This window comes from Bacillus sp. T33-2, from assembly GCF_002860205.1.
In the GTDB taxonomy this organism is placed as follows: Bacteria; Bacillota; Bacilli; order Bacillales; family Cytobacillaceae; genus T33-2.
Window position 1 is genome coordinate 315,606 of the sequence record NZ_PGVB01000002.1, and the last position, 14,812, is coordinate 330,417.

The window sequence follows — 14,812 nt, forward strand, 5'->3', positions numbered from 1 at the left end:
CCTCCTGCCAGGATTCCGGCGTAGAGGAGTTTTTTATGCTCTCATTAAAACCCGATTTATATTGGCACCCCTTTTCACTCATTCTGGACGTTTTCGGTCGCCAATATCCTCTTGTTAAGCAGTAGAACTATTCCGCCTGCTATCCGGTTTGGTTTCATTCAACCTGCTGTGCTTATATCCATACATAAAGTAAATGATAAGCCCGATCAGCAGCCACACAAAGAATCCCTTCCATGTGAACGACGAAAGCTGTAACATCAAATACACGCAGAAAATGACAGCAAGGGCAGGTATGACCGGTACAAATGGTGTTTTAAAACCGCGTTTTAGGTCAGGCCTTGTTTTTCGCAACACGACCACACCAACTGAAACAGACGCGAAAGCAAACAGGGTACCGATGCTTGTCAGTTCGGCCAGCTTATCAAGCGGCACTAAACCAGCAAATAATGAGACCAGGATCCCGGTAATCCATGTACTGACAATGGGGACTTGAGTTCTCTTATGGACGGCAGACAAGCCTTTCGGCAGAAGCCCATCCCTGCTGATCGCGTAGAACAGGCGGCTCTGCCCGAACATCATCATCATCAGCACGGTCGTCATTCCAACAATTGCTCCCACTGAAATAAACCCGGCAGTCCAATCCTGATGAATATACTCCAGCGCAAACGCCACAGGGTCTTTTACATTTAAAAGATTGAATGGTACGATACCAGTAAGAACAAGAGAGACGATAATGTATAGCACGGTACAGATAGCCAAAGCAGAGATCATGCCAATTGGCAGATTGCGCTGCGGGTTTTGAACTTCCTCAGCGGCGGTAGAAACGGCATCGAAGCCAAAATAAGCGAAAACGACTACAGCGGCGCCGGCTGCCACCCCATTAAAACCGTATGGCATAAAAGGTGTCCAGTTGGCAGGCTCAACATACCAAACGCCAACGACAATGAAAAGAAGAACGACGGCGACCTTTACAACAACCATGACTGAGTTGAACTTGGCAGATTCTTTTACTCCCCTTGAAAGCAGGAAAGTCACAATTAAAATGATAAGGACCGCAGGCAAATCGATCAGCGTGCCCTTGTCTGGGTTAAACGCACCTGTCAGGGCTGTTGGAAGGTGGATGCCAAAGCCGGCTAACAGGCCCTGGAAATAACCAGACCAGCCGCTCGCAACAGCTGATGAGGCCAGCCCATATTCAAGCACCAAATCCCAGCCCAAAATCCAGGCAAAGATTTCACCGAAGGCAACATAGCTATACGTATAGGCACTTCCCGATTCAGGAATCATCGATGCGAACTCAGAATAACATAAAGCCGCGAAAGCACAGGCCAAGCCTGCTATAATAAACGACAGGATCAGGGCAGGGCCTGCATATTTTTCCGCCGCTATTCCGGTCAGGACGAAAATTCCAGTACCAATGATTGCCCCGACACCAAGCATAGTTAAATCTAATGCACCAAGCACTCTATTGAGTGAATTATTCGAATATTTAACACCAACTGTTTTTTTACGCAATAAATCCATTTTAGCCTCCTGCTGCCAATTCCTAATATTGCTGGCTGTATTGAGATAATAGAGACATTTTACTAGAATAATATATTTTTGTGAAGCTGTAAATTTTCAGAATGATTGAATATTTATGTTAATCCTTTTGTTTTGTTCATATTTTTGTCAAAAACCATCTAAATTATTCTCCCAAAATGTTTCCCTCTTCCTGGATTCTATACAATTTTGCTATTTGTGTAAAAGTAATGGCATCAAAATTGTAGATACATTTTGGCAAAAAAAACTGAAGGACGCTTCTCCTTCAGTTTTTCCATCATATCCGGTCATCCCAAATGCGCCGCAGCATTGTTTCCTCATCTGAAACAACGATCTCAAAAACGTCGGGATTGGTCATCTCCATCAGGGACTCATAGCCAAAGCCTTCATTAAAATATCTTAATAGCAGCGTTGTGAGGTTTCCGTGGCTGACGAGAATAATATGGTCATCTGCCGACGATAAAACTTGCTCCAATATCGACTTCGCTCGTTCCATTCCGGCTGTATGGGATTCCCCGCCCTCGAACACAAGTTGAAAATCCTCAAAGCTTTGCCTCAATTTATCCTGCCAGTCATCGTAATTAACAGAGCTTAGTACTCGTTCACCAAGCCTGGCGTCTTCCACTATTTCGAGTTTATTTGCATCAGCAAGTGGTTTGATCGTATCGACGGCTCTTTTAAACGGGCTAGAGTAGATCTTGTCTACGTGTTTATGTTTAAAAAAATCCATAAGTGCGATCGCCTGTTTCCTTCCTGCCTCCGTCAACCGGGCTTCAGGGGGCTGGCCTTCTGCTTTGGCATGGCGCACCAAATAGATTGTTTTCACTTTCATCTCCTCCTTATCCGGCAGCGGCCGGGTCCCCAGGATGAACCGGGCACGTTTACATTTTTATTTATCGATTCGATCTTAAAGGGATCGGAACCTCCATGAAGTCTTCAGCCACCACCGTATTTGAAAAGACCGTCTGTGCTTCTTTTTCAAGTTGCTCCCAGGAATTGCGGTCATAGCGGGAGCTGATGTGGGTAAGGCACAATTTCTTTGCGCCTGCTTTTAAGGCAGTGCTGGCAGCCTGGATCGTTGTAGAATGGAAGTACTCCTGCGCAAGTTTTTCTTCGCTCCCGGATAAGGTTGCTTCATGGATAAGCAGATCGGCTTCCTTAGCCAGTGCCACAGCACTATCGCAATACCTTGTATCTCCCAGAATGGCAACTATTCTTCCTTTTTGGGGAGGGCCGAGGAAATCAGTTGGATTAAGCTGCGTCCCGTCATCAAGAAAAACAGGTTCACCATTTTTAATTTTTTTATAGATTGGGCCAGGTTTGACACCTGCTTTTTCAAGTTCATCTGCGAGAAGAGTCCCGGGCCGGTCCTTTTCCATAATACGGTATCCGAAAGACGGGATCCCATGCTCCAACAGCCGTGCCTCGACGTAAAACTGCCCGTCTTCATACACAACCCCTTCCCCAATCTCCACAATCTCAATCGGATACTTTAAATAAGATTTGCTGATTGAGAGGCTGACAGTAATATAGTCCCTGATCCCGGGCGGGCCGTAAATCGTTACCTTCGACTCCCCTCCCTGGAATGAGCGGCTTGATAGCAGGCCTGGCAGCCCGTAAATATGGTCACCGTGCAGATGGGTTATAAAAATTTTTTCGATTCTCCGTGGTTTGATGCTTGTATGTAAAATCTGGTGCTGTGTCGCTTCCCCACAGTCGAAAAGCCAGACGGCCCCCCGTTCCTCCAATAGCTTAAGGGCAATCGAAGTGACATTTCTCAGCTTCGCAGGGACACCTGAACCAGTCCCGAGAAAAAACACCTCCATGACAGAACTCCTTTCATTAAAACAGTGAATGCGGACCACTTTTCCTATAATGACAAACCGGCAGCTGAATGACACCGAATCAGTCGATTCTTTCATAAAGAATAACATATTCATCATGGCTCGTCATGCTGCGTTAATATTAGAAAATCAGAATTTCCGTGATCGCCAGTTCAATTAGCCGCTTAATCGTAAATGGTGGATAGAACCGGATTAAAGGAAGAACAATAAAATGCGGCTAATCATTTGCTTATTCCTGCTGAAACCGATAAAATTTTATACTTGAATGATACATAACATTAAATCGCTAAAGAGAGGTACTTCACAGTGATACAGAACGACAAGCCAACCGCTTTGATCATGATTTTCGGGGCTACCGGGGATTTGGCAAAGCGAAAATTATTTCCTTCCCTGTTCAATTTGTACCAAAAAAGAAAGCTAGAGGATTTTGCGGTAATAGGCGTGGCAAGACGGGAGCTGACGAATGAGGAGTTCCAGCAAAATGTCAAGAAATCCGTTCAAAACTTAAGTGTACAGGATGAAAGCATTGAGGATTTTGCCTCACGGTTCTTCTACCATTCACATGATGTGACAAATTCAGCTTCTTATTCGATCCTGAAAAAGCTTGCCGAAGACCTTGACCAGCATTACAGCCTCGATGGAAACAGGGTTTTCTACCTGGCGATGGCCCCTGAATTTTTCGGTACAATAGCAGAACACTTGAAAAAAGACGGATTAACCGATGTGCCTGGTTTTAAGAGGCTTGTGATCGAAAAGCCTTTCGGACATGACCTGCCTTCTGCACAGAAACTCAACAACCAGATAAGGACCGCTTTCGCCGAGAGTGAGATTTACCGGATTGACCATTATCTCGGTAAAGAAATGGTACAGAATATTGAAGTCATCCGGTTTGCGAACGCCATTTTTGAGCCGCTCTGGAATAACCGGTTTATTTCAAACATCCAGGTGACGTCCAGTGAGATACTCGGTGTCGAAGAACGGGGCCGTTATTATGAAAAAAGCGGGGCGCTAAGAGACATGGTCCAGAACCATATGCTGCAAATGGTGTCATTGCTCGCGATGGAACCGCCCATCAGGCTGACTACAGATGAAATCCGATCCGAGAAAATCAGGGTGTTCCGGTCCCTGAGGCCATTAAGCGGCAGCGAAGTGAATGAGTATTTCGTACGCGGCCAATACGGACGTGGAAAAATCGGTGAAGTTGACGTGCCGGCTTACCGCGAGGAAGAAATGGTCGACCCGGATTCCAATACCGAGACTTATGTGGCCGGCAAGCTGATGATTGATAATTTCCGCTGGGCTGGTGTGCCGTTTTACATCCGCACCGGGAAAAGGATGAGGACAAAGTCCACCAAGATTGTCATCCAATTTAAAGACATTCCAATGAATCTTTATTATAAGCCGGAAAAAACGGTCAACCCTAACCTCCTGGTCATCCACATCCAGCCGGAGGAAGGCATTACGCTTCATTTGAACGCGAAAAAAGCAGGGCAAAATACCGAAGCAACTCCTGTAAAACTCAATTTTGCCCATAAAGGGACAGACGGGATCAATACTCCGGAGGCTTATGAAAAGCTTTTATATGACTGCCTGCGCGGGGACGCGACCAATTTTACGCACTGGGATGAAGTTGCCCTGTCATGGGCCTTCGTCGACAAAATTTCCGCCGCATGGGAAAACGACAAGGAAACGAGTTTCCCAAATTATGAGTCTGGGACGGTCGGGCCTGAGGCAGCTGACAAGCTCCTTGGAAAGGATGGCTTTTTCTGGTGGCCGGTTACTGATTTAGATGTAGAAATATGTGATTAAAGAGGAGAGGCTGACACATGAGAATCATTGATATTACTGCTCCAATTTTTGAGGGGATGCCGGTATATAAAAATAAGGCTGAAAAACAGCCCTCGTTGAAAACAGTGACAAACAGGCATGTGACAGAGTCAAGGCTCAGCCTTGATGTCCATACTGGCACGCATATCGACGCCCCGCTGCATATGATCAACGAAGGAAAAACATTTGAAACCATTCCACTTGAGAGGCTTGTCAGGAATTGCAAGGTTTTTGACCTGACTGAAGCAACCGGAAAGATTGCCAAAAGAGATCTTGAAGGCCTTGCGATTGAAAAGGACGATTTTGTGTTGTTCAAGACAAAAAATTCCTTTGATGAAGGCTTTAATTTTGAATTCATTTATGTTGCCGAAGATGCTGCCCGGTACCTGGCAGATATCGGAATCAGTGGCGTCGGGATTGACGCGCTCGGGATTGAACGTGCGCAGGAAGGCCATCCTACCCATCGGGCCTTGATGGGGCAGGACATCATCATCATGGAAGGCCTGCAGCTGAAGGATGTTCAACCTGGAGAATACTTCATGGTCGCAGCACCCCTGAAGCTCCAGGGAACGGATGCGTCACCGGCCCGCGTGCTGCTCATTGAAGGAATTCATTAAGGAATAACCTAAAAAACCCGCCAGTTAAATTGAACTGGCGGGCTTCTTTATGATTGTGGCTATTCCATCCACTCTGTATGGAAAATGCCCTCTTTATCAATGCGCTGGTAGGTATGGGCGCCGAAATAATCACGCTGGGCCTGAAGCAGGTTTGCAGGCAGTGTCGCTGTCCGGTAGCTGTCATAGTAAGCCAAAGCAGATGACAGGCATGGTACAGGGATTCCGTTCTGGACAGCAACTGAAATGATTTCCCTCAATGCGCCCTGATAGCTTTCAGCAATTTCTTTGAAATAAGGGTCAAGCAGCAGGTTCTTCAGTCCTGGTTCCCGGTCATAGGCATCTTTGATCTTTTGCAGGAACTGGGCACGAATAATGCAGCCGCCCCGGAAAATCATCGCGATATCACCGTAGCTGAGATCCCAGCCGTATTCTTCAGAAGCAGCCCTCATTTGCGCAAAACCTTGGGCATAGGAACAGATTTTGCTCATGTATAACGCTTTTCTGACTGACTCGATGAACGATTCGCGGTCTCCTGTGAACGCTCTGCCTTCAGGGCCGCTCAGCACCTTGCTCGCTTCCACGCGCTCTTCCTTCATCGCAGAAATAAAGCGGGCAAAAACTGACTCTGTTATGATTGGCAGCGGAACCCCAAGGTCGAGGGCACTCTGGCTCGTCCATTTGCCGGTCCCCTTTTGTCCGGCAGTGTCAAGAATGACATCGACCAGCGGTTTTCCGGTTTCGTCATCAATTTTTTTGAAAATGTCAGCGGTAATCTCGATTAGGTAGCTGTCAAGCTCGCCTTTGTTCCATTCGGCAAACACTTGATGAAGCTCTTGTGCAGTCAATCCAAGAATGTTCTTCAACAAGAAATACGATTCACTGATCAGCTGCATATCACCATATTCAATACCGTTATGTACCATTTTCACGTAATGCCCCGCTCCGTCCGGCCCAATGTAGGTCGTGCAAGGCTCGCCGTTCACTTTGGCAGCAATATCCTTAAAAATCGGAGCGACAAGCTCATACGCTTCCTTCTGTCCGCCAGGCATGATGGATGGCCCTTTCAATGCACCTTCCTCGCCGCCGGATACGCCGGTTCCGATAAAATGGAGGCCAAGCTCACTAAGTTCCTTGTTTCTGCGTTGGGTATCGGCAAAAAAAGTATTTCCGCCATCGATCAGAATATCCCCTTTTTCAAGGTGAGGCTTTAACTGCTCAATGGTCGCATCGGTCGGTCCGCCCGCTTTAACCATGAGCATGATTTTGCGTGGCTTTTCGAGTGAATTGACAAAATCCTCCACTGAATAAGTGCCGAAAATGTTTTTCCCTTCGGACTCTTGAAGCATTTCATCAGTTTTTTCTCTAGAACGGTTATAAACAGAAACAGAATAACCTCTGCTTTCTATATTCCAGGCCAGGTTTTTTCCCATTACGGCCAGGCCAATCACACCGATCTGCTGTTTACTCATCGTGTCAACATCCCTTCCAACCAGTAAATAAAACAATACACTCTAATTTAGCAAGATTTCATGGCAGTTTGCAACTAATCTAATCCTGGTCACCTTTATTTTTACATAACTGCCACCGAAAAAACCGCAATTTAATCATTTTTATGTGGACTTTGAAGAAAATCCTTATTAAAACTCGTATCTGTGCTGCCTGATTGTTCCGCCGGTGGTTTACTCATGCGTTTTTCGGCAGTTTCAATGATATTGGCCCCGAATTTTTCCCGCAACTGATTCAAAGCATCAAACAGCGGTTCTTTTTTTGCATCCTTCTCATAGGAAAACAAATCAAGCTGTTTTACCTGCGTACCCGCATCAGCCAAATCCGTGGCCGTCACCCCGAGGAGGCGGACTGGATCTCCATTCCAATGCTTGAGAAACAGCTGCCGGGCCGAGTCATAAATTTCATCACTGCCTTTCACAGGGTTTAACAGCTTTTTGCTCCTGGTGATCGTCTTTCGGTCCTTAAAGCGGATCGTTATCCCGATATTTGAAGCAACCACCTGTTTGCGTTTCATCCTGGACGCTACCTGTTCCGCCAATTTTTTCAGAACTGTGCAAAGTTCCTGCTGGTTAGCTATATCCCTTGGCAATGTCGTCGAATTCCCGATGCTTTTAAAATCGTAAACGGATTCCGGATCAACTGCGCGCCTGTCGTTTCCATTTGCCCTTTCCTTCAGCCTTGGACCGTTAATGCCGAGCAATGCCCTAAGCTGTGCCTCGCTGGCGCGTGCCAAGTCACCAATCGAATTGATATGCACCGTTTTTAGCTTTTCGGCAGTCTTCTTGCCAACGCCGTGCATTTCACCCACTTCAAGCGGCCATAAAACCGTTGGTAAATCACGTTTCCTCAATACCGTAATGCCCATTGGTTTTTTCATGTCAGACGCCATTTTCGCCAGAAATTTATTTGGTGCGACTCCGATGCTGCATGGAAGGTCGAGCTGACCAAGAATCCTCTGCTGTATCGTTCCGGCTATATGGAGCGGTGTTCCGTATTCGAAGCTTTCAGTAATGTCTACATACCCTTCATCAATGGATACCGGTTCAACGAGCTCTGAATATTGCCGCAGAATATCGAATATGGCTATGGATGCCGTCCTGTAACGGTCAAAGTTGGGCCTCATGATAATCAGCGCGGGACAGAGCTTTTTCGCTTCCCAGAGCGGCATAGTCGTTTTTACTCCGAATTGTCTCGCTTCATAGCTGCAAGTGACAATGATGCCCCGGCGCTCCTCGGGGTTCCCGGCAATCGCAAGAGGTTTTCCTTTTAAGGTAGGGTCATATGCCATCTCGACAGAGGCATAAAAACTATTCATGTCCACATGAAGAATCACTCTGCCGTTTTTAGGGTACATTTCTTTCACCTGCGCCACTTCCCAAATGAATGTTCTGTTTCAATTTTACCAAAGATTAGCGAAAAAAATAAGCCAGGTGGCTACTAGCTTATTTTTTGATTATAGAGCAGCGGATCTTGCCTGCTGCCATTTCCCTGGCGGCTTCGGATGCACGCTGTTTCGCTTTTTCCATGATTACTGGTGCTTGTTTTGGGAAATGGTCCATTCCTTCAGCGATGATTGAATGCATCACATCCATTCCGAGGAATCCCAGCGATTTACGCAAAAAACGGTCCCCGAATTCAAAGTCAACCATCGGGCCGGTTGAATATATGCCGCCCCTGGTCTGGATATGGATTGCTTTCCTGTCTGTGAGAAGTCCTACTGGTCCATGGGCGGTATTGGAAAATGTCTTTTCGGCGATAAATAAATTGTCCATGAAAGCCTTCAATACGGATGGGGAGCCCAGGTTCCAGAGCGGGGTTACAAACACATAGTACTGCGCATCGATGAACCTGTCGGCAAGCTGGTGCATTTTCATGATTTTTTCCTGCTCTGTCTCGGACAGCTGTTCAAACGTATAGCCCATAAAAGATAATCGGGCCCTTGCATATAACAAATTCATGTCGATTTGGGGAATTTCCATATCATATAAATGCATGCGGTCAATTTCTATATCCGGCTTCTCCTCCTTGAATGCTTGCAGGAAGACCTCACCAATCTGCGCGCCTTTTGACAGATGCACTTCTTTCTTCGGATTTGCCGTTATATAAAGCAATTTTGACATAAGGGCATCCCTTTCTAAAAATATAGTGTTATATCTTTATAGTACAAAAAATAACTTTGTTCAGAAATGAACAAACAGTGAAATTAGTGAATTTTGTGTGTCATCGATTTTTAACCTCGTTAACGCAAAAGATATTCCAGACCTATTTTTATTTTAATGAGAAAAAAAACAGCTGATTGTTCAGCTGTTCATTGGCTTTGATGCTGTGACCTCATGTAATCTTGGATTTCCTTGATACCTTCGACTGACTGGATGAGTTTTTCAGGATCTATTACCATGATCATTCGGCCATCAAAGCTTGCTACTCCTGTTATGTACGCAGTTTTTTGGTAGGCGATAAGGCCAAGCTGCTTCATGCTTTCCGATGGTATATCCAGGATTTCCCGCGCATCGCTCACAAGTACTCCGTAGGACAATTCGTCTGTCTTTAAAACAATCATCCTCGTTTTATCTCCGTTCACGATCCCCTGGTTATATAAAACATGTTCCAAATCTATCACAGGGACCAATTCTCCCCTTACCTGGATGATTCCCTTTACAGACGCCGGCATGTGCGGAATTGGTGTGACCTGCTCTATTTTTTCGATTGAGATGACATGCAAAATCGGAAATGCATATTCTTCGTTGCCTGCTTGAAAGACAACAACTTTGTTTCTGTCGGCCATGCTGGTTCCCCCTTTTGTCTTATGCAAATAAACCTAAAACTACTATACCATTTAATGGAATTCAAAATAGACAAATTAATAATAGGGAGCCGTCCGGCTTCCTTACATTGTTATTGATTTGTCACATCATCGATAATCGCAAGTACCATTTCCGCCAGTTTTTCCAATTCTTCGATGGGCATTCTCTCATTTGTTGTATGAATTTCTTCATATCCGACAGCGAGGTTGACGGTAGGTATTCCAAAACCGGCGATTACATTGGCGTCACTGCCTCCGCCGCTTTTTTGCAGCTCACAGCTGCGGCCGATTTTTGCTGCTGCTCTTCTGGCAACCTTTACTACGTGGTCCCCTTCACCGAACTTGAAGCCAGGGTACATGACCTGGACATCTACCTCCGCTCTGCCCCCCATCTCCTCGGCCACGGTTTCAAACGCAGTTTTCATTTTTTCGACCTGCGCTTCCATTTTTTCCGGTACGAGCGAGCGCGCTTCCGCAAGGATTTCTACATGATCACAAACAATATTGGTCTGCGTGCCGCCGCGGAAGCTCCCGATATTGGCAGTTGTTTCTTCATCTATGCGGCCAAGGGGCATTTTTGCAATTGCTTTGGCAGCAACTGTAATCGCGGATACACCTTTTTCAGGCGCCACGCCCGCATGTGCTGTTTTTCCGTGGATGACTGCTGAAACCTTTGCCTGGGTTGGTGCCGCTACGACAACATTCCCTACTTTACCGTCACTGTCAAGCGCGTATCCATACTTAGCCTTCACCAGCTCGCGATCGAGTACTTTCGCGCCGACAAGGCCCGACTCCTCGCCTACAGTTATAATAAACTGGATTACCCCATGCGGAATGCCCTGTTCTTTTAAAACACGGATTGTTTCAAGCATGACGGCCAGGCCAGCCTTGTCGTCCGCGCCGAGAATGGTCGTGCCGTCCGTGACAACATAGCCGTCTTTGATTGAGGGTTTAACCCCGCGTGCAGGAACGACCGTATCCATATGGGAAGTGAAGTAGATGGTATCGACACCTTCTTTTGTTCCTGGAAGAGTGCAGACCAGGTTCCCGGCACCATGCCCGGTTTTCCCGCTAGTGTTATCTTCAAAAACATCTAACCCAAGATGACTGAATTTCTGCTTTAAAACCTTGGCGATCTCTGTTTCAAATTTTGTTTCCGAATCAATCTGAACAAGCTCTAAAAACTCATTTAACAAACGTTCATTATTAATCATCAGGCTTTCCCTCCAAAAATATGTATGTCCTATTTTAGCATACCTTTATTTATTACAGACATTAAACATTTTAACTTAAAGAGGGATATTGCCGTGTTTTTTTCCCGGGCGGGTTTCCTGTTTATTCCTGAGCATTTCCAGCCCCTGGACAAGTTTAATGCGGGTTTCCCTCGGGTCAATGACGTCATCGACCATTCCCTGGCTCGCCGCTACATATGGGTTTGCAAATTTATTCCGGTATTCCGAAATTTTTTGCTGCCTCGTTGCTTCAGGATTTTCGCTTTGCTGAATCTCCCGGGCGAAAATAATATTGGCCGCTCCTTCTGGACCCATGACGGCTATTTCTGCATTTGGCCAGGCAAACACAAGATCGGCACCTATGGATTTGCTGTTCAGCGCAACGTAAGCGCCTCCATAAGCTTTCCTTAAAATCACAGTCAATTTGGGGACGGTCGCTTCTGAATAGGCATAGAGGATTTTTGCCCCATGGCGGATGATGCCGCCATGCTCCTGTTTAATCCCAGGAAAGAAACCGGTCACATCCTCAAACGTGATGATTGGAATATTAAAGCAATCACAAAAGCGTATGAACCTCGCAGCCTTATCAGATGAATTTATATCAAGGCCGCCAGCCATAAATTTGGGCTGGTTGCAGACGAGGCCGACAACCTCCCCTTTAATTCTCGCAAGCCCGATGACGATATTTTTTGCAAAATCACGCTGGATTTCCAAAAAGGATCCGCTGTCTACGACCTGCTCGACAACTTTTCGGACATCATATGGCCTGACTGCGTCAAACGGCACGACATCTGCAAGGTCCCGTCTGTAATCGGATCCTTCTTCGATGTCGTGATATGGCGGTTTTTGACTGGAGTTTTGCGGCAAATAGCTCAGCAGCAATCTTACAGCCTCCAGAGTCTCTTCCTCGGTTTCGCCAAGGAAATGGGCATTTCCGCTTATTGAATTGTGGACACGGGCCCCGCCCAGGTCTTCTGATGAAATTTTTTCACCCGTTACTGTTTCAATTACTTTTGGGCCTGTAATAAACATTTGGCTTGTTTTCTCCACCATGAAGACGAAATCTGTAATTGCAGGCGAATAAACTGCTCCGCCGGCGCAGGGACCCATGATCACCGATATTTGCGGAATCACTCCTGAATAAATCGCGTTCCGGTAGAAAATATGGCCATACCCGTCAAGGGAGACAACCCCTTCCTGGATCCGGGCCCCTCCTGAGTCATTCAGGCCGACAAAAGGTGCCCCGTTTTTTGCGGCCAGATCCATGACGTGGGCAATTTTTTTCGCATGCATTTCACCAAGAGCCCCGCCAAACACCGTAAAATCCTGGGAGAACAAATAAACAGGCCTTCCGTTTACTTTGCCATATCCGGTCACTACCCCGTCCCCCGGCCCTTTTTGTTTATCCAGGCCAAAATCCGTGGACCGATGTGCAATAAATGGATTCAGTTCCACGAATGTCCCCGGGTCGACAAGCAATTCTATTCGTTCCCTGGCGGTCAATTTCCCTTTTTCGTGCTGTTTCGCAATTCTTTCATCACCGCCCCCAAGCTCGATTTCCCGCTTGCGGTCATAAAGCTCATCTATTTTCACATAAATGTCCGGCATATTAGCCCTCCTTCCCCTTTTGTTCACACAATTCGCAAAGTACGCCCCCTGAGGATTTTGGATGCATAAATGCAACCAGTGCACCTCCCGCCCCGGTTTTGGGCCGCTCGTTGATCATTTGAATACCCTTTGCTTTCATTTCGGCAATACGTTCCCCTATCGATTCAACGCCGAGGGCAACATGGTGGATGCCTTCACCCCGTTTCTTTATGTACCGCGCAATCGGGCTGTCTTCTGAGGTCGGCTCAAGCAGCTCAATTTTTGATTCACCTGCCTTCAAAAAAGCTACCCTCACTTTTTCGCTTTCAACCTCTTCAATCCCCAGCAGAGGCAAACTCAGCACTTCCGTGTAAAAAGGAATGGCCTCTTCAATGGAATTGACAGCGATTCCGATATGGTCAACCTTCTTTATCATCTTAACCCCTCCGACCTTATTTTTCGAATATAATTAATCATTAAAATATTCTCTACCAATGTCACAATTCCTTCTTATTTAATAGAGTTGTTCAATCTCATGTTCCAATGTAGAATAAGAGGTATGAGCAGGCCGACAGCCGGGGAAAGGGGGGAGATTAATATGCGAAAACGCAGGACCCGAAAAATTATTGTTTATTTGATGCTTTTTGTCATGCTGGCTTCAACTCTCCTCATGGGAATTTCTACGTTTTTATAAAATTAAAAGGACTGTTCATCCGAACAGTCCTTTTCTGGTTTATTGAGCCTATCCTTTTCCTGGGTTTCAAATCCCATTCCGTCATCCGACGGCCGCAAGTTTAGCATGCCGCTTTTTTTCGATTCATTTTTCTGCCCTTTGTTATCCCCTTGAATGAACTTTTTATCAATAAATACTGTTCCATTTCCTGGGTAAAATGTAGCAAAGCCGCCCGGGCCTCAAATTCTTCACGTGTTTTGGGCAGCTCCATGTTTTGAAACTCGACCTTCATCCTCATCAGCTTTTCCAGGAAAAAAATGGCGGTATTACCCGGATGAATTCTTTCAGAAAGTTCCTCAACAAAGTCGGCAACCATTGTTCCCTGCTCTACCGTCAGCGGAATCGCGGTTATCGTCGGAAGGACTCTTTCAATGATCTCAAACTGCTTTTCCCTCATCTTAAAATAATGATAATACAGATTTTCGTCCCTGAGGAAGTGGTTTTCAACATCCTGGAATGCCAAGGTTTTCGCCTCTTCGATCAGGCGGGCCGTATCGGTGATCTCTTTGCCGTCCCACGTGCTTTCATTGCATCTTAAATACTTGGCAATCTCAACGAAGATCCTTCTAAAATTATCTTCAATTTTTAGCTGATACTCTTCAAGTTTGTTATCAACACTTGGCATGTACATATTGATGATGAGGGCGACCCCGATCCCAATCACAATAAGGCCCAGCTCGTTCAACAGCAGTCCACCAGAAACTTTCCCTGCAGAATAGATGTGCATAATGATGACGCTGCTTGTCACAATTCCATCTCTCGCTCCGGCAATCACGACCGTGGGGATAAAAAACAGCAGCAACGCTCCAATTACGGCCGGATGATAAGCAAGCCCCTCGAAGAAAGCGGCAGAAAACACCATCGCGATCAAACATGCGAACAAACGGTCCCAAGATGCCCTAAGCGACCTTTTCTTTGTCACCTGGACGCAAAGAATCGTCAGGATTCCGGCAGATGCAAAATTGTCAAGTCCGATATACTGGGCAAGCATGATGGACAACGCTGTTCCGAGAGCGGTTTTTAATGTCCTGTAACCAATTCTGAATTTCATGTCTATTCACCCGATCAACTGAATTAAAAAAGATGATCATGATCGATCATCTTTCCATTCTACCAAA

The 14,812-nt window shown here is 46.1% G+C and carries 14 protein-coding genes; 3 read left to right on the plus strand and 11 right to left on the minus strand.

Annotated features, from left to right (window positions below):
* Positions 1–114 precede the first annotated feature (114 nt).
* The 3 genes from CVD19_RS01935 to rnz form a co-directional block, all read right to left on the minus strand.
* Positions 115–1,524, minus strand: coding sequence for an amino acid permease (locus CVD19_RS01935; RefSeq protein ID WP_101580179.1), 1,410 nt, complete (start codon positions 1,522–1,524; stop codon positions 115–117).
* Positions 1,525–1,819: 295 nt separating this feature from the next.
* Positions 1,820–2,368, minus strand: coding sequence for a histidine phosphatase family protein (locus CVD19_RS01940; protein WP_101580180.1), 549 nt, complete (start codon positions 2,366–2,368; stop codon positions 1,820–1,822).
* Positions 2,369–2,435: 67 nt separating this feature from the next.
* Positions 2,436–3,368 carry a ribonuclease Z gene (gene rnz, locus CVD19_RS01945; RefSeq protein WP_101580181.1) on the minus strand — a complete coding sequence of 311 codons (933 nt, stop codon included), beginning with the start codon at positions 3,366–3,368 and terminating at the stop codon, positions 2,436–2,438.
* A 324-nt stretch (positions 3,369–3,692) separates the two neighbouring features.
* Between rnz and zwf the strand changes: the two genes are divergently transcribed.
* Together zwf and CVD19_RS01955 are read left to right on the plus strand one after the other, a co-directional pair.
* The gene (zwf, locus tag CVD19_RS01950; protein ID WP_101580182.1) at positions 3,693–5,195 is read left to right on the plus strand and encodes a glucose-6-phosphate dehydrogenase; all 1,503 of its coding nucleotides are present in this window, start codon (positions 3,693–3,695) and stop codon (positions 5,193–5,195) included.
* Positions 5,196–5,212: 17 nt separating this feature from the next.
* Positions 5,213–5,830, plus strand: a complete 618-nt coding sequence (locus CVD19_RS01955) for a cyclase family protein (RefSeq protein WP_101580183.1) — start codon at positions 5,213–5,215, stop codon at positions 5,828–5,830.
* A gap of 59 nt (positions 5,831–5,889) precedes the next feature.
* On the opposite strand, the gene gndA is transcribed toward CVD19_RS01955, so the two are convergent.
* The 7 genes from gndA to mce all read right to left on the minus strand — a co-directional run bounded on the left by gndA (position 5,890) and on the right by mce (position 13,397).
* A complete protein-coding gene (gene gndA / locus CVD19_RS01960; protein ID WP_101580184.1) occupies positions 5,890–7,299 on the minus strand; it encodes an NADP-dependent phosphogluconate dehydrogenase in 1,410 nt (469 codons plus the stop codon).
* A 131-nt stretch (positions 7,300–7,430) separates the two neighbouring features.
* Positions 7,431–8,702, minus strand: a complete 1,272-nt coding sequence (locus CVD19_RS01965) for a DNA polymerase IV (RefSeq protein ID WP_101580185.1) — start codon at positions 8,700–8,702, stop codon at positions 7,431–7,433.
* 79 nt (positions 8,703–8,781) lie between these two features.
* A complete protein-coding gene (locus CVD19_RS01970) occupies positions 8,782–9,459 on the minus strand; it encodes an FMN-dependent NADH-azoreductase (RefSeq protein WP_101580186.1) in 678 nt (225 codons plus the stop codon).
* A gap of 188 nt (positions 9,460–9,647) precedes the next feature.
* Complete coding sequence (locus CVD19_RS01975; RefSeq protein WP_101580187.1) at positions 9,648–10,124, minus strand: chemotaxis protein CheW; 477 nt, start codon at positions 10,122–10,124, stop codon at positions 9,648–9,650.
* 110 nt (positions 10,125–10,234) lie between these two features.
* Entirely contained in the window at positions 10,235–11,356 is a 1,122-nt protein-coding gene (locus tag CVD19_RS01980) for a tripeptidase T (RefSeq protein ID WP_101580188.1), read from the minus strand.
* Positions 11,357–11,431: 75 nt separating this feature from the next.
* On the minus strand, positions 11,432–12,982 hold the full coding sequence (locus CVD19_RS01985; RefSeq protein ID WP_101580189.1) for an acyl-CoA carboxylase subunit beta: 1,551 nt from the start codon (positions 12,980–12,982) through the stop codon (positions 11,432–11,434).
* A gap of 1 nt (position 12,983) precedes the next feature.
* Positions 12,984–13,397, minus strand: a complete 414-nt coding sequence (gene mce, locus CVD19_RS01990) for a methylmalonyl-CoA epimerase (RefSeq protein ID WP_101580190.1) — start codon at positions 13,395–13,397, stop codon at positions 12,984–12,986.
* Between the two features lie 162 nt (positions 13,398–13,559).
* On the opposite strand from mce, the gene prli42 reads away from it, so the two are divergent.
* Positions 13,560–13,655: a stressosome-associated protein Prli42 gene (gene prli42, locus CVD19_RS24475; RefSeq protein ID WP_180953474.1), complete on the plus strand. Its 96-nt coding sequence runs from the start codon at positions 13,560–13,562 to the stop codon at positions 13,653–13,655.
* A 100-nt stretch (positions 13,656–13,755) separates the two neighbouring features.
* Here the strand turns inward: prli42 and CVD19_RS01995 are convergent, their stop codons facing one another.
* Positions 13,756–14,745: an aromatic acid exporter family protein gene (locus tag CVD19_RS01995; RefSeq protein ID WP_101580191.1), complete on the minus strand. Its 990-nt coding sequence runs from the start codon at positions 14,743–14,745 to the stop codon at positions 13,756–13,758.
* Positions 14,746–14,812: the final 67 nt, after the last annotated feature.

What these genes read in the sequence shown, in the direction of transcription:
- gndA (WP_101580184.1), bottom strand. Translation starts at nt 7,299, where the DNA reads ATGAGTAAACAGCAGATCGGTGTGATTGGCCTGGCCGTAATGGGAAAA.
- prli42 (WP_180953474.1), top strand. Translation starts at nt 13,560, where the DNA reads ATGCGAAAACGCAGGACCCGAAAAATTATTGTTTATTTGATGCTTTTT.
- CVD19_RS01955 (WP_101580183.1), top strand. Translation starts at nt 5,213, where the DNA reads ATGAGAATCATTGATATTACTGCTCCAATTTTTGAGGGGATGCCGGTA.
- CVD19_RS01980 (WP_101580188.1), bottom strand. Translation starts at nt 11,356, where the DNA reads ATGATTAATAATGAACGTTTGTTAAATGAGTTTTTAGAGCTTGTTCAG.
- rnz (WP_101580181.1), bottom strand. Translation starts at nt 3,368, where the DNA reads ATGGAGGTGTTTTTTCTCGGGACTGGTTCAGGTGTCCCTGCGAAGCTG.
- CVD19_RS01985 (WP_101580189.1), bottom strand. Translation starts at nt 12,982, where the DNA reads ATGCCGGACATTTATGTGAAAATAGATGAGCTTTATGACCGCAAGCGG.
- mce (WP_101580190.1), bottom strand. Translation starts at nt 13,397, where the DNA reads ATGATAAAGAAGGTTGACCATATCGGAATCGCTGTCAATTCCATTGAA.
- CVD19_RS01935 (WP_101580179.1), bottom strand. Translation starts at nt 1,524, where the DNA reads ATGGATTTATTGCGTAAAAAAACAGTTGGTGTTAAATATTCGAATAAT.
- CVD19_RS01995 (WP_101580191.1), bottom strand. Translation starts at nt 14,745, where the DNA reads ATGAAATTCAGAATTGGTTACAGGACATTAAAAACCGCTCTCGGAACA.
- CVD19_RS01970 (WP_101580186.1), bottom strand. Translation starts at nt 9,459, where the DNA reads ATGTCAAAATTGCTTTATATAACGGCAAATCCGAAGAAAGAAGTGCAT.
- CVD19_RS01975 (WP_101580187.1), bottom strand. Translation starts at nt 10,124, where the DNA reads ATGGCCGACAGAAACAAAGTTGTTGTCTTTCAAGCAGGCAACGAAGAA.